This window comes from Pseudomonas sp. H3_C08 (assembly GCF_054669455.1).
Map to the genome: position 1 here is coordinate 1,352,929 of NZ_CP162803.1, position 22,442 is coordinate 1,375,370.

Annotated in this window: 22 protein-coding genes; 15 read left to right on the forward strand and 7 right to left on the reverse strand. The window is 58.8% G+C overall.

Features of this window, described 5'->3' with window-relative positions:
- Nucleotide 1: 1 nt before the first annotated feature.
- Entirely contained in the window at nt 2-844 is an 843-nt protein-coding gene (locus AB4N74_RS06345; RefSeq protein WP_093437364.1) for an ABC transporter permease, read from the reverse strand.
- 62 nt (nt 845-906) lie between these two features.
- The gene (locus AB4N74_RS06350; RefSeq protein WP_320337067.1) at nt 907-1,887 is read right to left on the reverse strand and encodes an aliphatic sulfonate ABC transporter substrate-binding protein; all 981 of its coding nucleotides are present in this window, start codon (nt 1,885-1,887) and stop codon (nt 907-909) included.
- A 293-nt stretch (nt 1,888-2,180) separates the two neighbouring features.
- On the opposite strand from AB4N74_RS06350, the gene AB4N74_RS06355 reads away from it, so the two are divergent.
- From AB4N74_RS06355 to AB4N74_RS06365, 3 genes are all read left to right on the forward strand, one after another.
- Nucleotides 2,181-3,128, forward strand: a complete 948-nt coding sequence (locus tag AB4N74_RS06355) for an ABC transporter substrate-binding protein (protein ID WP_099758714.1) — start codon at nt 2,181-2,183, stop codon at nt 3,126-3,128.
- Between the two features lie 131 nt (nt 3,129-3,259).
- Complete coding sequence (locus AB4N74_RS06360) at nt 3,260-4,159, forward strand: polysaccharide deacetylase family protein (RefSeq protein ID WP_093437378.1); 900 nt, start codon at nt 3,260-3,262, stop codon at nt 4,157-4,159.
- 109 nt (nt 4,160-4,268) lie between these two features.
- Nucleotides 4,269-4,511, forward strand: coding sequence for a DUF1652 domain-containing protein (locus AB4N74_RS06365; protein ID WP_093437383.1), 243 nt, complete (start codon nt 4,269-4,271; stop codon nt 4,509-4,511).
- 4 nt (nt 4,512-4,515) lie between these two features.
- On the opposite strand, the gene AB4N74_RS06370 is transcribed toward AB4N74_RS06365, so the two are convergent.
- Nucleotides 4,516-4,878, reverse strand: a complete 363-nt coding sequence (locus AB4N74_RS06370) for an NUDIX hydrolase (RefSeq protein WP_093437386.1) — start codon at nt 4,876-4,878, stop codon at nt 4,516-4,518.
- Between the two features lie 224 nt (nt 4,879-5,102).
- Between AB4N74_RS06370 and AB4N74_RS06375 the strand changes: the two genes are divergently transcribed.
- Nucleotides 5,103-5,300: a DUF2188 domain-containing protein gene (locus AB4N74_RS06375; protein WP_116255438.1), complete on the forward strand. Its 198-nt coding sequence runs from the start codon at nt 5,103-5,105 to the stop codon at nt 5,298-5,300.
- A gap of 67 nt (nt 5,301-5,367) precedes the next feature.
- On the opposite strand, the gene AB4N74_RS06380 is transcribed toward AB4N74_RS06375, so the two are convergent.
- Entirely contained in the window at nt 5,368-5,607 is a 240-nt protein-coding gene (locus tag AB4N74_RS06380; protein WP_016983018.1) for a hypothetical protein, read from the reverse strand.
- Between the two features lie 184 nt (nt 5,608-5,791).
- Here AB4N74_RS06380 and AB4N74_RS06385 point away from each other — a divergent pair, with 184 nt between their 5' ends.
- From AB4N74_RS06385 to AB4N74_RS06405, 5 genes are all read left to right on the forward strand, one after another.
- Nucleotides 5,792-6,127, forward strand: coding sequence for a hypothetical protein (locus AB4N74_RS06385; protein ID WP_099758716.1), 336 nt, complete (start codon nt 5,792-5,794; stop codon nt 6,125-6,127).
- A gap of 333 nt (nt 6,128-6,460) precedes the next feature.
- The gene (gene fae / locus AB4N74_RS06390; protein WP_460098751.1) at nt 6,461-6,973 is read left to right on the forward strand and encodes a formaldehyde-activating enzyme; all 513 of its coding nucleotides are present in this window, start codon (nt 6,461-6,463) and stop codon (nt 6,971-6,973) included.
- 10 nt (nt 6,974-6,983) lie between these two features.
- Nucleotides 6,984-8,018: an aldo/keto reductase gene (locus AB4N74_RS06395; protein ID WP_093437404.1), complete on the forward strand. Its 1,035-nt coding sequence runs from the start codon at nt 6,984-6,986 to the stop codon at nt 8,016-8,018.
- Entirely contained in the window at nt 8,015-9,448 is a 1,434-nt protein-coding gene (locus AB4N74_RS06400) for an NAD-dependent succinate-semialdehyde dehydrogenase (protein ID WP_099758718.1), read from the forward strand. Before AB4N74_RS06395 ends, AB4N74_RS06400 begins: the two co-directional genes overlap by 4 nt.
- A gap of 169 nt (nt 9,449-9,617) precedes the next feature.
- Complete coding sequence (locus tag AB4N74_RS06405) at nt 9,618-10,982, forward strand: MFS transporter (protein ID WP_460098755.1); 1,365 nt, start codon at nt 9,618-9,620, stop codon at nt 10,980-10,982.
- 199 nt (nt 10,983-11,181) lie between these two features.
- Here AB4N74_RS06405 and AB4N74_RS06410 read toward each other — a convergent pair whose 3' ends face one another.
- Nucleotides 11,182-12,057, reverse strand: a complete 876-nt coding sequence (locus tag AB4N74_RS06410) for a LysR substrate-binding domain-containing protein (protein ID WP_093437416.1) — start codon at nt 12,055-12,057, stop codon at nt 11,182-11,184.
- Nucleotides 12,058-12,265: 208 nt separating this feature from the next.
- Nucleotides 12,266-13,444, reverse strand: a complete 1,179-nt coding sequence (locus tag AB4N74_RS06415) for a hypothetical protein (RefSeq protein ID WP_460098758.1) — start codon at nt 13,442-13,444, stop codon at nt 12,266-12,268.
- Nucleotides 13,445-13,630: 186 nt separating this feature from the next.
- Between AB4N74_RS06415 and AB4N74_RS06420 the strand changes: the two genes are divergently transcribed.
- The 6 genes from AB4N74_RS06420 (at nt 13,631) to AB4N74_RS06445 (ending at nt 21,328) form a co-directional block, all read left to right on the forward strand.
- Nucleotides 13,631-14,563 carry a LysR substrate-binding domain-containing protein gene (locus AB4N74_RS06420; protein WP_460098761.1) on the forward strand — a complete coding sequence of 311 codons (933 nt, stop codon included), beginning with the start codon at nt 13,631-13,633 and terminating at the stop codon, nt 14,561-14,563.
- A gap of 234 nt (nt 14,564-14,797) precedes the next feature.
- Nucleotides 14,798-16,222, forward strand: coding sequence for an aldehyde dehydrogenase (gene aldA, locus AB4N74_RS06425; RefSeq protein ID WP_460101072.1), 1,425 nt, complete (start codon nt 14,798-14,800; stop codon nt 16,220-16,222).
- An 82-nt stretch (nt 16,223-16,304) separates the two neighbouring features.
- On the forward strand, nt 16,305-17,624 hold the full coding sequence (locus AB4N74_RS06430; RefSeq protein ID WP_460098764.1) for an MFS transporter: 1,320 nt from the start codon (nt 16,305-16,307) through the stop codon (nt 17,622-17,624).
- Between the two features lies 1 nt (nt 17,625).
- A complete protein-coding gene (locus AB4N74_RS06435; RefSeq protein ID WP_460098767.1) occupies nt 17,626-18,843 on the forward strand; it encodes a mandelate racemase/muconate lactonizing enzyme family protein in 1,218 nt (405 codons plus the stop codon).
- A 163-nt stretch (nt 18,844-19,006) separates the two neighbouring features.
- Nucleotides 19,007-20,620, forward strand: coding sequence for a GMC family oxidoreductase (locus AB4N74_RS06440; RefSeq protein WP_460098770.1), 1,614 nt, complete (start codon nt 19,007-19,009; stop codon nt 20,618-20,620).
- Between the two features lie 102 nt (nt 20,621-20,722).
- Nucleotides 20,723-21,328 carry a DUF6338 family protein gene (locus AB4N74_RS06445; RefSeq protein ID WP_093437445.1) on the forward strand — a complete coding sequence of 202 codons (606 nt, stop codon included), beginning with the start codon at nt 20,723-20,725 and terminating at the stop codon, nt 21,326-21,328.
- A 126-nt stretch (nt 21,329-21,454) separates the two neighbouring features.
- Here the strand turns inward: AB4N74_RS06445 and AB4N74_RS06450 are convergent, their stop codons facing one another.
- Nucleotides 21,455-22,354: a LysR family transcriptional regulator gene (locus AB4N74_RS06450; protein ID WP_093437450.1), complete on the reverse strand. Its 900-nt coding sequence runs from the start codon at nt 22,352-22,354 to the stop codon at nt 21,455-21,457.
- Nucleotides 22,355-22,442: the final 88 nt, after the last annotated feature.

Genomic DNA, 22,442 nt, shown 5'->3' on the forward strand with positions numbered 1-22,442 from the left:
CTTAGTCGCTGGCGCCTTGGCCGGTGAATGTGTCACGCCAGTTCAACCAGCGGCGTTCGAGCATGGCCAGCAAGCCATCGCTGAGTTTACCGAGCAAGGCGAGCACGATGATTGCGGCCAGCACGATGTCCGGCCGCGAAGTTTCCCGGCCGTCACTGAGCAAATAACCCAAGCCTTTGGTGGCCGCGATCAGTTCCGCCGCCACCAGAAACATCCACGCCAGGCTCATGCCACTGCGTAGCCCGGTGAACAGGCCGGGCAGGGCGGCCGGCAGCAAAATCCGCCTTACCAGTTGCAAGCGGCTAAAGCCGTAGATGCGGCCGACTTCCACCAGTTTGCGGTCAATGTTGCGTATGGCCGCGACGACGTTGACGTACACCGGAAAGAACGCACCAATGGCGATCAAGACGATTTTCGAGGTCTCGTCGATGCCCAGCCACAACAACAGCAGTGGCACCCAGGCCAGGCTCGGGATTGAACGCAACGCGGCGAAAGTCGGTTCCAGATAGGCCTCGGCTTCGCGGCTCAAACCGACCCAGGCGGCAAACACCAGCGCCAGACTGGCGCCAATGGTAAAACCCAGCAGCACGCGTATCAGGCTGGCGCCGATGTGTTTCCACAGCGCACCCTCAGCGAGGTCGGTGAGGGTCAGAGCAATCTCGCTCGGTGCCGGCATCTGGTAGGACGGCAGCCACCCGATGCGTACGATAATTTCCAGCGCAACGATGATCAGCAGCGGCAGGGCCAGGCCCTTGCAGCGGCGCTGCCATGCCGGATTTAAACGCGCAGGACGCTGGCGCGGAACGGCAAGTGGCGCGGGCAAGTCTTTGCAGTGAGTGGTCATGGTTTTTGGCTCCGCTCACAACAAATCCGCGACGGGCGCGGATTTGTTGTGAGGCTGATCGGTTACTGGCGGGCGACGGCTTGCTGTACACCGCTGTCGAGCAGTTGGTCGATGACTTGATCGACATTCACCCCACGGCGCACCAGTTCCTCGGAGACCAGAATCGGCGCCGCAGCCTTGGAGGCGCTGATGTCCTGTTGGGTCAGTTGCGGGCTGCTCAGGTCGGTGCGCGATAGTTGCAGCTTGGCTACGTCCAGCGGCAAGCCGGACTCCTTGGCGAGGAGGGCGGCGAACTCATCAGGATTTTTCAAAGCCCAATCGCGGGCCTGTTCGTAGGCTTTGATCACGGTGTCTATGGTCTGCGGATGTTCTTTGGCGTATTGCTCAGTGACGCTGACCACGCCGTAGCTGTTGAACGCCGGGTTGCGGTAGAGCAGGCGCGAGCCGGCCTGAACCTGACTGGCGGCCATGTGCGGATCGAGGCCGGCCCAGGCGTCTACATCGCCTTTTTCCAGCGCGGTGCGGCCGTCCGGATGTTGCAGGTGAACCAGTTCCACATCGTCTTTTTTGAGTCCGGCCTGTTGCAGGCTGCGTAGGGTGAACAGGTACGGGTCGGTGCCCTTTGTGGCGGCGATCTTTTTGCCCTTGAGGTCGGCGACCGTCTGATATGGCGAATCCTTGCGCACCACCAGCGCTGTCCATTCGGCGCGGCTGTAGACGTAGACCGATTTGATCGGGCTGCCATTGGCCCGGCTTAGCACGGCGGCAAGGCTGGCGCTAGAAGCGAAATCCACGCCGCCACTGTTGAGGTATTCCAGCGAACGGTTGCTGCCTTGGCTCAGTACCCAGCTGACTTTGGTTTGCGGCAAGGCCTTTTCGAGGAAGCCGAAGTGCTTGAGCACCAGGCTGACTGGCGAGTAATAGGCGTAGTCGAGATGCACTTCCGCCGGCGCGGTCTCAGTCGCGTGGGCGAACGGTTGCAGACTCAGCATCACGGCGCTGGCGGCCAGCAGTGTTTTGAAATAAGGAAAGAACGATGTCATGGAGCGCTCCGGCAAAGGCACAGGTTTCTTATGTCCAAAAAAATATTTTTAGCGAATGCTTCCTGCATGAATGGAATATTGCAGGCTCTGTGCCATGTGCTTGAGAGCCCCGGTTTATAAGGGTTTTAACGCCAGGTGCAGGATTTCAGCTGTTGCGGGGGAAACAGTGTGATTCGCTACTGTTGGCAAGCAAACAGCAAGTATCAACCGTGAGGAGCTTATGCATTTATCGAATTTCAAAACCTTGAATCAACAGCGTTATGGTCTATGCAATTACTTTCGCAGGACTCGCCATGAAGCTTTCTCGTTTCCTCCGCAGTGCGTTAATCACTGCATTATTTACCTCGCCACTTTCCTACGCAGCCGAGCCCTTGGTCCTGCACGTCGGTGATCAGAACTACTACAACATCCGTGCCTCGGTGGAGGCGTCCGGCGTGTTGAAAGACGCGCCTTATACCGTCGACTGGAAGCACTTCCAGGCCGCTGCACCCTTGGCGGAAGCCTTGCAAACCGGTTCGCTGGATCTGGGCTTTCTGGGCGATTCCGGTTTTCTGTTTCTGGCTGCCAAGCAGGCGCCGGTGAAGCTGATTGGCGTATCGCGGCAGAATCCGGACACCATCGCGTTACTCGTGCCGAAGGACTCGCCGGTAAAAACCATCGCTGATCTGAAGGGCAAGAAAGTCGCTTATTGGCCTGGCGCCTGGAGTCAGCAGTTGACCTTGCGCGCCCTGGAGCAGGGCGGTCTGCCGGAAAACTACGTCGACTTCGTCAAGCTGATGCCGATCGATGCCGCCGCAGCCCTTCCACAGGGCAGCATCGACGCTTTCCCGGTATGGGAACCGTACATTTCCCAGCAGATCGTATTTTCCGGCGCGCGGCCGATCCTGACCGCAAAAAATCTGATGCCGGGGCTCAGTGCAATCGCGGCATCCACGCCGTCGATTGACAGCAAACGTGCAGCCATCGCGGATTTTCTCGGGCGCTTGAAGCAGGCGCGGGCCTGGGTCGACAGCCACACGGATGAATACGCCGATCTGTGGGCGAAGAAAGCCAATCTCGATCAGCAGGTGTCGCGCCACTGGTTGCGTCAGGCGCACATGACTCTGGGACCTGTAGACGAGCAGGCGGCTTCAGACCTGCAAAGTACCGCTGATTTCCTGTTCAAAGTGAAAGCGCTGCCGGCACCGTTGGTCACCGCAGGGATTATCGACACGTCCTTTCAACAGGCATTGGCTCACTGAGCGAGCGCCGGAACCAAACCCTGTGTACCTTATCCAACCTCCGCTCGCAGATCGGGGCGCAAGGATGGATAAGGGCGAGGGAGTTTTGCCAATCGACAACATGACGGCAGCCGCCGTGCTCAAGGCAAAACATGACATCCGGATTCAAGCTTCTCTGTGCAGCGCTCATCGCCCTCGGGCTGGCCGGTTGTATCGCCGCCCCGATAGAAATGACCGCGCAAACCGAAACGCGCCTGAAAACTCAGGCACCGGTGCGCTTCCTGTTGACGTTCGATGACGGCCCCAGCGCATCCAGTTTCTGGAATCCGTCGGCGACGGTGCTCGACAGCCTCAAGGACAATTCGCTGATGCCGAATATCAAAGCGGTGTTCTTCGTGCAGACGCGCGCACCGCGAGCTGGCAACAGTGACATCGGTCGCGGCATCATGCGGCGTGAGTATGAGGAAGGCCACATACTGGCGTTTCACACGGCCACCCACTGGCACACCAATCATCGCTTGCTCGATCCGCAAGAACTCGAAGAGTCGCTGACCAACGGCACGGCTGATATCGCTGCCATCACTGGCGCGCCGCCGAAGTTGCTGCGCCCGCCGTTCTGGAATTACGACAAACGTACCTTTGCCGCTTATCAACAGCATGATTTGCATGTGTTGCTCACGGATTTAAGTGCCAACGATGGCAAGATCTGGGGCTTCAATGCCAGCCCGAGGCGTCGGGCAAACATGCTGCGACAATTATCAGAAGTTCGTGAACGGATTGCCCTTGGCGAATTTCCGACCGTTGACGGGGTGATTCCGGTAGTAGTGACGTTTCATGATCTGAATCGCTATACCGCGCGGCACACGCGCGAATACCTGCAGATTCTGCTCGATAGCGCCGCCGCCACGGGCGTGAAGCTGGCTGACAAGCCTTTCTACGATGATCACGCTGAACTTGAGAAAGCCGCATTGGCCCGTACGGTGGAAAAAAGTTCGGAGCCGGTAAATTTGCCGGGGATGTGGAACTGGATCTGGGATCACGACGCACACTGAGGGCGAGGTGGATTGTTGTGATCGGGTTGGCATTTTGTATCGGGCAAGCCACAAATGGCTCATCTATGCTCAACGAGTCGACCGACCAACGCCTGCGAGGCGTGCACTCATGCTTGCCATTGACGATATTTGCCGGATTGTCGAATCCGGCTTTCCTGCGTTCAAGTGTGACTGCATTCCGAGTGCGCAGGGACTGCTGCAAATCAAGGTTTATGAGCCGGACAGCGGGCGTGTCGAATTGCTGCTCACTGGCGTTTCCCCGGAACACCTCGTCACGATCCGTGACATTTCCAACTTCATCGGTGAGTTACGCACCGAAATGAGCGCCGGTCGCCGGGCCTTTGCTGGTTAACGCCTCATAAACGTCGTCGAAACGCTTCAACAATGCGCAATGTCGCCTCACTGGTGTGCAGATTGCGCACTGCGTCCAGCGGATGCCAGATGCAATCAATGATCTCGTTCTGCGGCCGCACCTGTTCGAAGTCCAGCACGGAGACCTCGTAGACATGATGCTGTGTGCTGCCGCTCTGCAATTCCATTAAATACAACACATCGTCGGCGTCCAGGCCGGTTTCTTCTTGCAGTTCACGTACGGCAGCCTGCGCTCGGGTTTCCCCGGGCTCGACCTTGCCGCCGGGCAATGTCCAGCGGCAGCGGGGTTTGCGTACCAGGAGAACGTGGCGATCCTGTTCGCATATAACGGTTGCGCGTACTTTCATCTGTTACCTGTTTATTGCTTGTCACGAAATAGTAATAAAACTGCAATATTTGAGCCGGGGCCAGCAACAAAGGTTTCATTTGGATTTGGAGCGTTGGCTGCAGCGTAAAGTGCCCGCGCCATGATGGTCGCGGCTTGCGACATTCGGTCGGCATTTCGGCCGGATCAGGGTGTAAGGTAAAAGCGTGAAGCTGGATCTGACCGTTAGCGAAAATGGAGGTGTCCATGAGCATGCCGATGTTGATCAAGATGCACATGAACGGCTATGACGTGCTTAGCGTGAACAATGGCCCATGGCGGGTTTGCACTCAGGGCGATCGGCTGGCGTCGTTTGGCAGCAGGGAGGAAGCACTGGCCTATGCCGCTGCGTTGCCTGGCTACAAAAAACGCTCGGCGCGCGCGCAAAGTCACAAAACCCACTGACAGGCAGGCCGTAACGAAAGAGCCCCGGCATGTGTCGGGGCTTTTGTTTGAGGTAGGTGGGTGGGTCTCAGTGGACCTTGGTCCGGCTGATGGCGCGGGCTTTCACTTCCTTGGCATAGAGTTGCAGCCGTTCCTCATCGCTTTGCAGCACCTCACAGGATCTCAGCACGCTTTGCGCATCTGCCTCGTTGCCGGATTTGCGCAGTTGTTCTGCGATACGTTTGAGGTCGACCGCCGACCATCTCAAGTCCGATGCAACGCTTTGCAGGTCGCGTTGAAGTTCGTGTTCGTATTCATTGAGCCGCATGATCACCTCCAGAACATTCTCGGTAGAAAAGAGTAGTCGCATTTTTCGTCGATGGGCAAAGCCTGTTCGTCAGCACGCTGAACGGTTGTGAAAAGTTGTGCAGATTGCGCCAAGGGCGCGGTGCCACGATGGATGTAGCGCCGCTTACACGCTACATTCACTTTTTTCAGATCAGGAATACACCATGCGGATATGGATCGGGAGTCTGGCGTTGGCCATGTTGGCAGGTTGCTCGTTGCCGGCCTCGCTGGTGCCGGGTGAGCCGAATATCAGCAAGACCAGTACCAAGTCGCCCAAGGACTATGCTGCGTGTTTATTACCGTTGTGGCAGAAGGATGTGGCCAAGACTTCGCAGACGTCGATTTCCAACGGCTACCGCATCACCGCGCCAAGCATCATCACGGCGGACGAGATCCTCGACATCGTCAAGTACAAGGATGGCAGCCGGGTTTCGTTGTATCAGGGGCCGCCGTGGGCCAAGTCCGGGTCGTTGCGCCAATCGGTGCGTGACTGTCTGTAGCGACGCCTGCAGGCGGTGTGAATCGAGCACCGGCCATCAATGGCCAATCCGGACGCATCGCCTTCAACCATCCCGCTCTCTGAGCGGTTTTTTTTTGCCCTCGAGAAGGGCTATGACTAAAACTCATTGCCCCATGATTTTTAATGGTTACAGCCGGCTCCAGCCCCGGTGTTAAAAAATCGCAAACACAGCTCATCAATAACAACCAGAGAGCGTTTGCAGCCATGTCCCGTTTCTTCCGCCGTCTCTCCCCACGCCCGTTATTGACCGCGCTCGCCGTCCGGCCTGCGTGAGCTATCGAACATCCCTCGTATCGCACAAGAGTAATGACTGATGAAAGAACTCGACCTGTACATCGGTGAAGGTTTCGAAGGCCCGGGCGTCAACGCCGCACACATCAATATTCTGATCGGCCCGCGCAATGGTCCGGCGGGGCAGGCGTTCGCCAACAGCCTCGCATCGCCTAGCCAGGGCCACTGCCCGTTCATGGTGATCGCGCAACCGAACATCCCGGTCAAACCGATGATCTTGTACGTGAATAAAGCCGCGATCAGCAGCGACCTGCACGGCAACGCCACGTGGGGCGCCTCGCAGGCCGGGATCGCCAAAGCCGTGCTCGAAGCGCTGCTCGACGGCACGCTGCCGCCAGAAGCCGAAGACGAATGGGCAATCGTCACCGCCAATTGGGTCAATCCTGCGTGCGACGACCTCGATGCGGTGTACCTGAACAACTACAACGCCTGCCGCACCGCGATCCGCGCGGCACTGACCGGCAAGCCGGAAACCGCGCAACTGAAAGACGTCGTTGCGCACATCAGCAATCCTTTCTACACGCCAAAAGCCTGAGGTCGACGCCATGCAATACATCCGTTTGGGCAACTCCGGCCTGCAGGTTTCGCGTCTGTGCCTGGGCACCATGAACATGGGCACGCCGGACTGGAAACCGTGGATCTTCAATGAAAAGCAGAGTGAGCCGATCGTCGCGCACGCACTGGACAACGGCGTGAACTTCATTGACCTCGCCGACTTCTATTCCGCCGGTGTCGGCGAAGAGGTGGTGGGTCGCATCGTCAAGCGTCTGGCCCGTCGCGAAGACCTGGTGATCACCACCAAAGTCGGTTACGGCACCCGCAGCGGCATCAACGCCAGCGGCCATTCGCGCAAGCACATCATGGACAGCATCGATGCCTCGCTGAAGCGTCTGGACATGGATTACGTCGACGTCTTCATGCTGCATTACTTCGATGTGAACACCCCGGTCGAAGAAACCATGGGCGCCTTGAATGACATCGTGCGCTCCGGCAAGGCCCGTTACATCGGCGTTTCGACCATGCTCACCGGGCAGCTGGCGAAGATCCTCATGGCCTGCGAGCGCAATGGTTGGGTCAAACCGATCAACATGCAGCTGCAACTGAACTGTGCTTACCGCGAAGAAGAGCGCGAAATGATTCCGTTCTGTCGCGATCAGGGCATCGGCGTATCGGTGTTCAGTCCTTTGGCGCGTGGTCTGTTGACCGGTGACGTGCAGTCGACCCGCAACCAGACCGACTTTTTCACTCAGCAGATGTACAGCGACGAAGCCTCGTTCGAAATCGCCCACTCGGTGCAGCGCGTAGCCCGTGCTCGCGGTGTGTCGAATGCGCAGATCGCCCAGGCTTGGGTGGCGAACCATCCGGGCGTTGATTGCATGCTGGTCGGCGCCGACACCACCGCGCAATTCGACAGCGCATTGGCCGCACTTGAAACCAGGCTCGACGCTGATGAACTGCATGAGCTGGAACGCAATTACACCCCGTGCGACGTGATCAACGATTACACCGCCGGAAAACGCATCCTCCGCTCGGCGCGGCCGGGGCTTGAGCGTTTCACTCTGCAGGGAGCGGTGGCATGAGCGATTTGATCCGTCACGGCAACTTCATCGATGGCCAGTGGGGGCAGGGCGGCGCGACCTATCCGGTGCGCAACCCGGCCAACGGCGAGCTGATCACTGAGGTGCAGAAGGCTGGCGCCGAAGCGACCAGCCTGGCCATCGACGCCGCCCACCGCGCACTGCCGGCGTGGCGCAAATTGACCGCGAAGGAACGCAGTCAACGCCTCAAGCGCTGGAGCGAATTGATGCTCGCCAACCAGAAGGATCTGGCCACGCTGCTCAGTCGTGAACAAGGCAAGCCGCTGGCCGAGGCCATGGGCGAAGTGGTTTACGCGGCGAGTTTTCTTGAGTGGTTCGGCGAGGAAGCCAAGCGGGCCTACGGCGATGTGATCCCGAGCCACAAGGCCGATGCGCGAATCATCGTGGTCAAGGAAGCCATTGGTGTGGTCGCGGCGATCACCCCGTGGAATTTCCCGTTGGCGATGGTCACTCGCAAGGTCGGGCCGGCGCTGGCGGCGGGTTGCACGATGATTCTCAAACCATCGGAAGAGACGCCGCTGTCGGCCTTTGCCTTGGCCGTGTTGGCCGAGCAGGCGGGGATTCCGGCTGGTGTCTTCAACATTGTGTCCGGCGATGCCGTCGCCATCGGTGGCGCGCTGCAGGCATCGAGCATCGTGCGCAAATTGTCCTTCACCGGCTCTACTCGCACCGGCAAGTTGCTCATGCGTCAGGCCGCCGACACCTTGAAAAAGGTCTCGCTGGAACTGGGTGGCAATGCGCCGTTCATTGTCTTCGACGATGCCGATCTGGATGCCGCAGTCAAAGGCGCAATGGCCTCGAAATTCCGCAACACCGGGCAGACTTGCGTGTGCGTGAATCGCTTCTTTATTCAGGACGGCGTCTACGAAGCCTTCACCGGCAAGCTTGCGGAAGCGGTGGCGGCGATGCGCGTCGGCAGTGCACTGGACGGTGATACCGAACAAGGTCCACTGATCAACAGCGCGGCGCTGGCCAAGGTGGAAAGCCATGTCAGCGATGCCCTGGAGAAGGGCGCGACATTGTTGTGTGGCGGTCGTCGTCACGCCTTGGGCGGCACGTTCTACGAGCCGACCATCCTCACTGAGGTCAACGGCGACATGTTGATTGCCCAGGACGAAACCTTCGGTCCGGTGGCAGCGTGCTTCCGCTTCAAGGACGAGGCCGAAGTGCTGGAACGCGCCAATGACACGCCTTTCGGGTTGTCGGCGTATTTCTACAGCCGCGACATCGGCCGGGTCTGGCGTATGGCTGAAGGCCTGGAGGCGGGCATGGTCGGGATCAACGAAGGGATCATCTCCACGGAAGTGGCACCGTTCGGCGGAATCAAGGAATCGGGCCTCGGCCGCGAAGGTTCGAAGTACGGTCTGGATGACTATCTGGAGATCAAATACCTGTTGATGGGTGGTCTCTGATTCCCCGAAAACAACAATCTTTGTGGGCGCTGAGCCTGCTCGCGAAGACGGTCTATCAGTGGAAAGTAATGTGACTGACATGCCGCCTTCGCGAGCAAGCTCGGCTCCCACAAAAAGCAAAAGCAAGAGCAATCGGTTTCTCCGTCAATAACAACAATTGGAGACGAACATGTCCGCTCAACCCATAAAAATCGATGACCTGCCGATCGGCCGGTTTCACATCAAGATCGCCGGCCTGACCTTCGGCGCGCACTTCACCGACGGCTACATTCTCGGCCTGATCGGTATCGCGTTCACCTTGCTCAGTCCGCAGATGCAGCTGGATGCGTTCTGGCAAGGCTTGATCGGCGCGTCGGCGTTGATCGGGCTGTTTCTCGGCAGTCTGTTTTTCGGCTGGATCTCCGACAAGGTCGGCCGCCAGAAAATCTTTCTGGTCAGTTTTGTGCTGATCACCGTGGCCTCGGTGATGCAGTTTTATGTCGAAACAGCGATGAGTCTGTTTCTCTGCCGGGTGCTGATCGGCATCGGCTTGGGCGGCGATTTCAGCGTCGGCCACGCGATGCTGGCCGAGTTCTCGCCGAAGAAACATCGCGGCGTTTTGCTCGGTTCTTTCAGCGTGATCTGGACCTTCGGTTACGTTGCCGCAACCTTCGTCGGCACGGCGATGCTCAGCCTTGGCGATGATGCCTGGCGCTGGATGCTGGCATCGTCGGCGATTCCGGCGGCATTGATCCTGATCGCGCGCATCGGCACGCCGGAATCGCCACGCTGGCTGGTCAATCAGGGACGCATCGCCGAGGCGCGGGCGATCGTCAAAAAACACTTGGGCGATAACGTCGAACTCGACGAAACCCGCTCCACGGAAACCCGTTCCGGGTATGCGGTGCTGTTCAGCCGTGAGTACCGCAAGCGCACCGCGTTCAACTGCCTGTTCTTCGTGTGCATCGTGATGCCGTACTTTGCGATCTACACGTTCCTGCCGTCGATTTTGCAGAAGATGGGCCTGGCCGAAGGATTTGGTACCGAGTTGATGTTGAACATGCTGCTGATCCTCGGCGCGCTGATCGGTATCTGGTGCACGATCAAATTCACCCGGCGTGGATTCCTCATCAACTCGTTCATCATTCTCGCGGCGGCGCTGTTTCTGCTGGCGGTACTGCCGGGCAGTGCGGCGTGGCTGATGGTGCTGGTGTTTGGTCTGTTTACGTTGGTGTTGTCGGCGGTGAGCAATCTGGTCGGGGTGTTCCCGGCGGAGAGCTTTCCGACCGAGGTTCGCGCCAGCGGTATCGGGCTGGCGACGGCAGTGAGTCGCTTGGGGTCGGCCGTCAGTACGTTCCTGCTGCCGGTGAGTGTGGCCGGGATCGGCTTGAGCCCGACGATGGGCATTCTCGCGGCGATTCTGGCGATTGGCGCATGGCTGTCGTGGGCGTGGGCGCCGGAGACCAAGTCGCTGACGTTGAGTCAGGCGTGCAAGGCGCAGACCACGGTGGAGGGGAGTTCGATTGTGGTGAGCAAAATCGCTACGCCGATTTGATGTGCAAGGCTTAAAACCTCCCCCTCACCCCAGCCCTCCCGAAACGTCGGACCGCCCCCAAGGGGCGAGGGGGAAAGGGGGCGATCTATGTAATATTCAAAATCTACGTTCGACTCGGTATCTCAGGTCGGCGTAGTTCGAATAATCACCTCGGTCAGTTCCCTCTCCCTCCGGGAGAGGGCTAGGGTGAGGGGCTCTTTCAGGGATTGCTCACCAGGCTCAGCCAATCGGTGAACAGCTTCACTTTCGACAGGCCTTGCTTGTCATTCGCCACATCCAGCCAATACCCATACGGGCCGATCACTTCAATCGGAGTGATCGGCACCAGGCTGCCGTTGGCCAACTCCTTCTCGATCATCTGCCGATCAATCACCGCCAGTCCGCCACCCGCCAGTGCGGTGTGAATCACCTGATCGAGTGTGCTGAATTCCAAGCCTTGTCCCGCATCGATATCCTCTCGCCCCATCGCCGCCAGCCAGTTCTCCCAGACCTTCAGGCGTTTGCCGTCATGCAGAATGTGCAACAACGGAAACTCGTGCAGGTCTGGCGCTTGATCGCCGTTAAACAGCTCCGGACTGGCCACCGCAATATGCCGTTCCATGACCAATAGCTGACTGGCGCAGTGCGTTGACGCGGCGAGGCCAAAACGAATGTGGCAATCGATGTCCGCGAGGCTGTCGTGACTGGCCTGATTGGTCACGCTGAGGCTGATGTCGGGGTAGCGCTGGCAGAACGCGCGCAGGTGTGGCGACAGCCAGCGCGTGGCCCAGGTCGGTGGGGCGAGTACGCGCAGGCGCTGGCGCAGATTGGGCACGCGTACCGCTTGCAGGGCGCGTTCCATATGATCGAAGGCTTCGGCCAGATGCGGTTTGAGATTGCTGCCGGCTTCGGTCAGCGAGAGGCCTTGCGGGGTGCGCACGAACAGCGCGACGCCGAGGTAGTCTTCGAGTTGTTTGATCTGGCGACTGACTGCGCCCTGGGTGACGTTAAGGCCGAGTGCGGCCTGGCTGAAGCTGCGATGACGCGCGACTTCTTCGAACACGCGCAGGGTGTTGAGGGAGGGCAGTTGACGCATGGAGGCAGAACCCCGGATCGAGCGTTTGGCTCGGTTTGTTTTTGTAGGTTTTGTTTGTAGGGGGTATCTGACTATTGGTGAGGGTTTGATGCAAGTGGAGTTTGTGCGGGCGCCTTCGCGAGCAGGCTCGCTCCTACCCTGGAATGCATTCCAATGTGGGAGCGAGCCTGCTCGCGAAAGCTATCTCATCGGCGCAATCATGTCGGGATCAGAAGTAGTAACCAACGTTCACATACACCTGGTTCTCCCACTGATCCAGCCCACCCGCAGCCAGACTCTGGGTGTAACTGCTGCCGCCAATGTACGGATCATTCCGACCAAACAACCACTCGGCCGCGACCCACAATTTGCTCACCGAAAACGAGCTGCCGAGGATCATCCGCTCTGACGTCTTGTAGCCGCTGGCGGATTTGTCGAAGGCGCTGTAGTTGGCGTAAAGCTTGACCCCGCTGACCTGATCAAAGAGGTATTTGCCTCCGACGTCATAGCTCAGGTCGGCCACGTACAGATTGCCGCGACTGGCGACGTTGTAGGTGCCGTCGTAGCCGCCGAGGGTGACCACTTCATCACTGCCGGGATTGCGCGGCGACATCTGTTGCCGCGCCGCTTGCAGTTGCACGCCCCAAGGCCCGTTCTTGCCCAGATAGTGAATGGCCACGGCGTTGCGCCGGCCATCGTTGTGGGTGTCGCGGTTCTGCAGGCTGGAAGTCAGGCCGGAGACGCCGACCTCGGATTTCCACGGACCCAGATCGAGTGCCTTGGCCACGCGCAGCACCACGGTGTTGCATTCCTGGTTGTCGCTGCCATCGGCGACATAGCTGTCGGCCTCGGAGACGATGCTGGAGTAGCTCACGCCATTGCTGGTGCCTTTGCCTTGCCACGCCGGGCGCAGGTAGTAACCGGCCTGGACGTTCCAGTCGCCACTTTGCTGGATGTACTTGGCGCCGACCTGTTGCACGTCTTCGAGGCCGATAACGTTGCCAAGGGTTTCGTAGAAGGTGCTGCCGAAGTACGGCTGCAAGCCGAACGGCACGGTGTTCAGGCCGACCTGCACTTGCTGATCGGGATTGAATTTGTAGCCGACCCACGCGAACTTGGCGAACTGGATGTCGCCGTAGTTTTTCGTGTACTGGTAGGGATACGAACGACCGTAAAAGCGGTACTGCGCTTCACCGATCCAGCTGTCGGAATTGTACTTGGCACTGAGGAATACCGTGTCGAGACCGAACTTCTGAATGTCGCGATCCGGGTCCAGGTCCCAGCGCGCACGAATGGCGCCGCCCAGATCAAGATTGTCGGTGACCTGCACAGCCATCGCCGGAGCGGCAATGCTGCAGAACAGGACGATGGACGTGGTGCGCAAGCGAAAGGAAGCAGAGAAGGGCATGGAGCGGCTCTCGATTGTTTTTATTAGAGATGCCGCGCAGTTTTGCCATCCGCTGGTGGTTGAACAAACGATAAAAACGGTGAGTAAACCTGCATCGAATGCATGTTACTCGGAAATTCCTGTAGGACAGTCCGGCACAGTCGTGGGATGCTTTGTGCCCTGTCAGTGGTTTTCGAGTGCCTTGATATGAAACGCAAAATGCCCGGCCTGAACGCACTCAAAGCGTTCGAGGTGGCCGGCAGCACCGGTAGTTTTACCCGCGCCGCCGAGTTGCTCAATGTCACCCAAAGCGCCGTCAGCCGGCAGGTGCGGCAATTGGAAGAACAGCTCGGCGAGAGTTTGCTGGAGCGCCGCCATCACCATTTGGAGCTGACCGGTGCCGGCAAGATTCTCCTGCGGGCATTGCACCAGTCATTCGACAAGATCGAGCTGACAGTGCGCAGTATTCAGCAGAAAACCCACTCCAACCGCTTGCACATCAACGCACCGCCCACCTTCACCAGCCGCTGGTTGATGCCGCGTCTGGGGCGTCTGCGCGAACAGCATCCGGAGCTGGAATTGAGCATCACCACGCGCTTGCAGGACAGCCTCGCGGAAACCAGCACGCTTGATTGTGCGATCCGTTTTGGCGACGGCGAGTGGGACGGTCTCGACAGTTCATTGTTGATTCAGGAGCGCCATATCGCCGTGTGCACCCCCTCTCTGTATGCCCGTGAGAGTGGCGAGTCGGGCATTGATCTCAATCGCCTGACGTTGTTGCACGTATTGGCCAAAGAGGATCAGCGTTATCTGACCTGGAAACATTGGCTCGATGCGGCGCGGATCACTGGTGTGGATACCCAGGGCGGCTACGAGTTCGATCTGCTGGATCTGGCGATTCGGGCGGCGACCGATGGTCTGGGCATCACCATAGCCGACTGGCACATGGTCGCTGCGGAACTGGCCAGCGGGCAGTTGACGCAAGTGCTGAATGTGCATGTGGAGGGGCACCAGTCGTATTGGCTGGTGACCCGGCCGGAGCAGACCGAGATGCCGCAGTTGCAGGTTTTTTCGCAATGGCTGCAAGAGGAAATCTGGCTGGCGCAGCGCCAGTTAGAGCCCTCGACCGCTGCTATCTGAATCAGCCCAGATTCCCTTGTAGGAGTGAGCCTGCTCGCGATGGCGGTGTATCAGCGAAAAATAGGTGGCTGACACACCGCCATCGCGAGCAGGCTCACTCCTACAGGGGATTTGTGCCGATGCGGGGGTAACCTGCATTTTTCGAATGTTTAACCGCCCGATAAATCGTTTGTTCAACCCGCCATCGATGACAAGACTGGTGGCATTGATAAAAACAAACGATGGGCGATGCACATGCGAATCGAGCGAAATTTTGTTAACGGCCAATTTATCGAGCCTGCCAGCGCGGCGCTGATCGCGGTCTACAACCCTGCCACCGAAGCGTTGCTCGGCCATGTGTCGGGTGCCACCGCCGAAGAAGCCACCGCGGCGGTCGATGCGGCGGCAGCGGCACAAAAGGTCTGGGGCAAACTCACCAGCATCGAGCGCGCCGAACATCTGCGAGCCTTGGCCGCCGCCCTTGAAGATCGCGCTGAAACCATCGGTGCCGCACTGGCCGCCGAATCCGGCAAAAGCGTCAGCGATGCCAGCAACGAAGCCCGTTACGCCGCGCAGATCACTCGTTACCACGCAGAGTGGGCGCGCCGTATCGAAGGCGAAATCATCCCCAGCGACAGCCCTGACGAAAACCTGTTTCTGCACCGCGAGCCGATCGGCGTCGTTGCCTGCCTGATCCCGTTCAACTACCCGGTTTACACGTTGCTGCGCAAAATCGCCCCGGCACTGATCGCCGGTAACACCGTGGTGGTGCGCCCGAGCAACAACACGCCGACCTCGGCATTTGAAATTGCCAAAGCGGTGCAGCAATCGGGCATGCCGGCCGGTGTGATCAACATCCTGACCATGGATCACGCCACGGCAGCGGCCGTTTGCACTCATAAGGCCGTGGGCCTTATTACCCTGACCGGCAGCGTCAACGCCGGGCGCATCGTTCTCGATTATTGCAAGGCAAACATCGCCAAACCTTCGCTGGAACTGGGTGGCAAGACCCCGGCGATCATCGAAGCGGATGCCGACCTGGAAGCGGCCGCGACAGCAATCATCGCGTCGAAAACCACGCATTGCGGCCAGTTGTGCACGGCGGTAGAGCGTGTCTATGTGCAGGAAAGTGTCTACGACCGGTTCCTCGCACTGCTCAAGGCCAAAATCGCTGAAGTGAAATTCGGCGACCGCGCCACCGACGCCAACCTGATGGGACCGCTGGTCAACGCCAGTTCGCAGCGGAACATCCATGCTTTGGTCGAGCGCGCCATCGCTGACGGCGCGACGCTCGAAAGCGGTGGCGTGCTGCCGCAAGGCCCGGGGCATTTCTACCCGCCGACACTGCTCAGCGGTTGCCGTCAGGACATGGAAATCGTTCAGGAAGAAATCTTCGGCCCGGTGCTGCCGGTACTCAAATACCGCGACATCGACGAAGCGCTGGCCATGGCCAACGACCATCAGTTCGGTCTGTCGTCGGTGCTCTACACCGAGAACTACCGCACCGCACAGAAAGTCGCCAACGCCATCGAGGCCGGCGAGTTGTACGTCAATCGCACCCCGGCCGACCCGTATCAGGGCTACCACGCCGGCTGGAAACGCTCGGGCCTGGGCGGCGATGACGGCAAGCACGGCATGCTCGAATTCACCCAGACCCGACTCGTGGTCATGAAGTACTGATCCACCGCAACACGCCTCACGCTGCACCTATAAAAACAATTATCAGGGGCGCCCGGAGCACGGGTCGCCCGAGGTCACTTCAATGTCCAAGCATGCATCCTCTGCTGCCACTGTTCAGGGTTCCACGTCGGCTGTGAAAAGCCAGAGCGACAAGGGAAGTCGCTATTTCCAATTGATGTTGCTGGTGCTCGCCGCCGGCGCAATCTATCCGATTCTCTATCTTCGTCAGGTCTATCAAACGACCATGCTCGAGGTGTTCCAGATCAACCACAGCGAGTTGGGTTATCTGTACTCGATGCTCGGCACGATTTTTCTGCTCAGCTACTTGCCTAGCGGTTGGCTGGCCGACCGCATTGCGCCGCGCTTTCTGATTTTCTTCTCGCTGGTGGCTACCGGTGCTCTGGGCCTTTGGTACTCGACGGCACCGTCGATGAGCGGGCTGATGATCATCTTCGGTTGCTGGGGGGTGACCACCGGTTTGACCTTTTGGGCTTCGGTGCTCAAGCGCGTGAAGATGATTGCTCATCACACGGAACAGGGCCGGTTCTTCGGGATTCTCGACGGTGGTCGCGGGCTGGTTGAGGCGTTGCTGGCGACGGTCGCGCTGGGTCTGTTCGCGTTTGCCACGGAGACACGGGGCGAGTCGACCGCCGAAGGCTTCAAACACGTGGTTTATCTGTATGCCTTCACCTGTATCGCCATCGGCTGCTTGCTGGTGCTGATCAAGGACCCGAAGTCGATGGAAGACACGCCCGCGGTGGAGAAGGGCAAGTTCAATCTGCTCAGCGATCTGGGCACGCTGGTGAAGATCCCGGAGCTGTGGCTGGTGACCGCCATCGTGTTCTGCGGGTATCACATCTTCTGGGCGACCTACAGTTTCTCCGATTACTTGCAAGGCAGCGGCATGACGGCGGTCATGGCCGGCACCATCACCACGATCAAGTTGTGGATGCGCCCGATCGGCGGCATCGGTGGCGGCTGGCTGGGCGACAGGTTCTCGAATATCTCGGTACTGATCGTCGCGCTGCTGCTGGCCAGTCTGGCCATCGTCGGGCTTATCGTATTCCCCGCGCTCAACAGCATTGGCCTGTTGATTGCCACGGTGATTTTCATCGGCCTGATGACTTACGCGATTCGTGGTCTGTACTGGGCGATTCTCGACAGCTGCAACATTCCGCTGCGCATCACCGGTCTGGCCATCGGTATCGTCTCGGTGGTCGGTTACATGCCGGATGCCTTTATCCCGCTGATCAACGGCTACCTCACTGAGCACTTTCCCGGCGCCCTCGGCTACAAGCTCTACTTCGGCTACATCGCGACTATCGGTCTGATCGGTACCCTCGCTGCCGTGACCTTGCGTGCCCGAATCAATCGTCAATCTTCGAAAAAAGCAGGTGCTTGAGATGAAAATCATCGCCCTTGAAACCCATATCGTTGCCGTACCGCCACCGCACATCGGCGGCATGTACTGGCTGTTCGTCAAGCTGAAGACCGACTGTGGCATTGAAGGTGTCGGCGAGATCTACGCCGCGACCTTCGGCCCGAAAGCCATGTTGCCGATCATTGAGGACGTGTTCGAACGCTACCTGCTCAATCACGATCCGCACCACATCGAGCGCTTCTTTCGCCAGGCGTATTCCAGCGGATTCACCCAGCGTCCCGATCTGACCATGATGGGCGTGGTCAGCGGTCTGGAGATGGCCTGCTGGGACATCATCGGCAAAGCCGCGAACAAACCGGTTTACGAGTTGCTCGGCGGCAAGGTCAATGAACGTCTGCGTTCCTACACCTACCTGTACCCCATCAACAGCCGTGGCGAGTACGACTACGACGACCCGGATCTGGCCGCCGAGTGCGCGATAGAGAACATGAACACGGGCTTCACCGCCGTGAAGTTTGATCCGGCCGGCCCTTACACCGCGTACTCCGGGCACCAGATTTCGCTGGAAGTGCTGGAGCGATGCGAAACCTTCTGCCGCAAGATTCGCGAAGCAGTCGGCGACAAGTGCGACCTGCTCTTCGGTACCCACGGGCAGATGGTGCCCTCGTCGGCAATCCGCCTGGCCAAGCGTCTGGAGAAATACGACCCGCTGTGGTTCGAAGAGCCTGTGCCGCCGGGACAGGAAGAGGCCATGGCGCAGGTCGCGGCGAAGACCAGCATCCCGATCGCCACTGGCGAGCGCCTGACCACCAAGTACGAATTCTTCAAGCTGTTGCAGGCTGGCGGCGCGTCGATTCTGCAGATGAACGTGGCGCGCTGCGGCGGTCTGCTCGAAGCCAAGAAGATCGCCAGCATGGCCGAAGCCTACTACGCGCAAATCGCCCCGCACTTGTACAACGGGCCGATTGGCGCGGCGGCGAGTTTCCAGTTGGCGACCTGTACGCCGAATTTCCTGATTCAGGAAAGCATCGAGACGTGGGGTGGCTTCCACGCGCAAGTGCTGACCAAACCGTTGCAGTGGGAGGACGGCTACATCATTCCGTCCACCGAGCCGGGCCTGGGGGTTGAGCTGAACATGGACGTGGTGCGCAAGCATTCGCCGTACACCGGCGAGCGTTTGCACCTGCAGATGGCGCCGACCCCGGTGGACGTGAAAGACAGCTCACCAGCTCGCGGCTGACACAGGCTTTGATTGCCAGGCCAGTCCCCTGTGGGCGTGAGCTCGCTCGCGAACCGACGGGGTGTCAGGCAATGAAAATGCGAGCTGACAGGCAGTCTTCGCGAGCAAGCTCGCTCCCACAAGGGCGGCGAATTTTGTACAACGACTTACGCGGTAACCGTGCATGACATACGACTACATCATCGCTGGCGCCGGCGCCGCTGGCTGCGTGCTGGCCAACCGGCTTTCGGCCTCGGGCAAACACACCGTGCTGTTGCTGGAAGCGGGCGGCAAGGACAGTTCCCTGTGGTTCAAGATTCCGGTCGGCTTCGCCAAAATGTATTACAACCCGACCTTCAACTGGATGTATTACAGCCAGCCACAGAAACAACTGAGCAACCGCGAAATCTACGCACCGCGCGGCAAGGTGCAGGGCGGCTCCGGCTCGATCAACGCGATGATCTACGTGCGCGGCCAGGCTCATGATTTTGATGATTGGGCCGCCAATGGCAACGACGGCTGGGGCTTCAAGGACGTGTTGCCGTACTTCCGCAAACTGGAAAATCATCCACTGGGTGACAGCGAATATCACGGTGGCAGCGGCCCGATCAGTATTACGCCGATGAAGGGCCAGACCCATCCGATCTGCGATGTGTTTCTTGAGGGCTGCTCGGAACTCGGCTATCCGCGCAGTGAAGATTTCAACGGAGCGAAGTTCGAAGGGGCGGGTCTCTACGACGTCAACACCAAGAACGGTCAGCGCTGCTCCAGCAGCTTCGCGCATCTGCATCCAGCACTGAAGCGGCCGAACCTGACGGTCGAGCACTTCGCGCTGGTGGATCGGGTGTTGTTTGATGACGCGCAACAACAGGCGACCGGGATCTCGATTACTCAGCATGGCGTGGTACGAACCTTTACTGCACGCAAGGAAGTGATCTTGTGTGCAGGTGCCGTCGACACACCGAAGATCCTGCAACTGTCCGGCGTGGCGGATCGTGAGCTTCTGGCCAAACATCAGATTCCCTTGGTCAAACACCTGCCGGCAGTCGGGCAGAACCTGCAGGATCACCTGTGCGCCAGCTATTACTACAAGGCCAATATCCCGACGCTCAACGATGAACTGAGTTCGCTGTTCGGTCAGTTCAAACTCGGCGTGAAATACCTGCTGACGCGCAAGGGCGCCTTGGCCATGAGCGTCAATCAGGCCGGTGGTTTCTTCCGTGGCGACGCGCAGCAGAATCACCCGAACCTGCAGCTGTATTTCAACCCGCTGTCGTACCAGATCCCGAAAAACAACAAGGCCAGCCTCAAGCCTGAGCCGTATTCCGGCTTTCTGCTGTGCTTCAATCCGTGCCGGCCGACCAGCCGTGGGTATATCGAAATCGCCTCGAAAAATCCCCGGGATGCGGCGCTGATCGATCCGAATTACCTGAGCACGCAAAAGGATATCGACGAGGTGATACAAGGCAGTCGCCTGATGCGCAAGATCATGAATGCGCCGGCGCTAAAGGCCATTACCGTTGACGAGGTTTTGCCTGGGCCGGCGGTAGAAACAGACGAACAGATGTTGCAGTACTTCCGCGATAACTGTGGCTCGATCTATCACCTCTGCGGTTCGTGCGCGATGGGCGCTGACGAGCAGACGTCGGTGGTCGACAAGCGGCTGAAGGTGCACGGTTTCCAAGGGCTGCGGATTGTTGATGCGTCGATCTTTCCGAACGTGACATCGGGCAATACTCACGCGGCGGTGTTGATGGTGGCGGAGAAGGGCGCGGATCTGATTTTGCAGGATGCGTAATGAGTGGTGACAGTTGCGCGTGAGGGTTTTCAGCCGTGTGCACTAGGCTTTTGAGGGGCGGTCGATAGTCAGATCGGCCGGTCTTTCAAGGAGCCTCGGATCATGGATGATCTGGTCAAAGAAGTCATTCCGCTGTTGCAGTACCTGATTCCCGGTTTTTTGTCGGCGTGGATTTTTTATTCGCTGACGGCATTCAAACGACCCGATACGTTCGGGCAGATTGTCCAGGCGCTGATTTTTACATTTGTGATTCAGGGAGCGGTTTTGGGGATTGGGGCGATGTGTTTGTGGGTAGGCTCGAAAGGCTTTTCTGTAGGACGTTGGGATGCCAAGGCCGAAACAATTTGGGCATTCGTTGTGTCGGTGACGCTCGGGTTGCTTTCCTGCTACCTGGCCACGAATGACAAATTGCATGGCTGGTTACGCAGTCGAAATGTCACGAAACAAACTTCCTACCCCAGCGAATGGTTCAGCGTTTTTGCCCAACATCATCGTCTGGTCACGCTACATTTGAACGATGAAAGGCGCGTTTTTGGCTGGCCCGTGGAGTGGCCACCGGAATCCAGCAGTGGCCAGTTCGTGATGCAGAATCCCTGTTGGCTGGATGCCGAAGGGGCAGAAGTGCCTTTTGGCGCTGAGTTTTTGCTGATAGATTCCGGCAAGGTCAAGTGGGTCGAATTCGGCCCGAAATCGGAGGTTTCTTTATGACAGCCAGAGCACCGCAACCAATGCCGGAATGGGTAGCGCGTCGTTACACGAAAGATGGCAAGCCAGTGGCAAATGCGCAGCCTAGAGCACCGAGCGCTCCACCACCGCTGAAGAGCTAGTATTTCCTTAGCCCCAACCCTCAGCCACCGCCCGGCGAATCGCTTCCAGCAACATCGCAAACGCCGGGTTGTCGTTGTTCTCGCGCCAGATCAGATGCAGCTCGCTCTGCACGCCTTCACCCAGATCAATGTCGCGGAACACCACATTCCTGAACACCACACTGGTAGCGCAGCGCGGTACCAGCGCCAGGCCCATCCCGGCATTCACCAGTGCCAGAATCGTCAACGATGAGCCCAGCCACTGCACATAATCCGGCGCAACCCGAGCCGAGCGCAGCATTCCGGTGAGCAATTCGTTGAATGGCGGATACGCGGCATGGGAGTACATCAGGAACGGTTGTTTATCCAGATCACTGACCGCCACTTCAGCCGCCGACGCCAATGGGTGTCCGCTCGGCACCGCCAGTACAAACGGTTCGCGCACCAGGCATTCAGTCGCGTAGCCAGGCTCCAATAGCGGCGCACGGGCGATGCCCAAATCGATGCGTCGTGCGCGCAGGGCTTCGTGTTGCTGGTAAGTGTTCATCTCCGACAGATCGATTTTCACCTGCGGTTGTTTCAGGCGCGCCTCGGCAATCACCTTAGGCAGAAATTCATACACCGCGCTGCCGACAAAACTGATGTTCACCGTACCGATGTCGCCCTCTGCGAACCGTCGGGCAGTGACGGCTGCTTGCTGTGCGCGCTCCAGCAGGTTCTGTGCTTCGACGAAGAACGCCCGACCGGCAGCCGTTAGCGCGACGCTGCGAGTGCTGCGGGTAAACAGTTCGACGCCGAGGTGATGCTCAAGCAACTGAATCTGCCGGCTCAGTGGCGGCTGGGTCATGTTCAGTCTCTCAGCGGCGCGGCGAAAGTTGAGTTCGGTGGCGACGGTGGTGAAGCAGCGCAGTTGAGTCAGTTCGAACATTGATCTAATCCGGGTATCAATCGAATGCCAAGTTAGATTAGACGGGATCAATGATCGCCGTCCATGATCGGCCCATCGCTTTACGCCA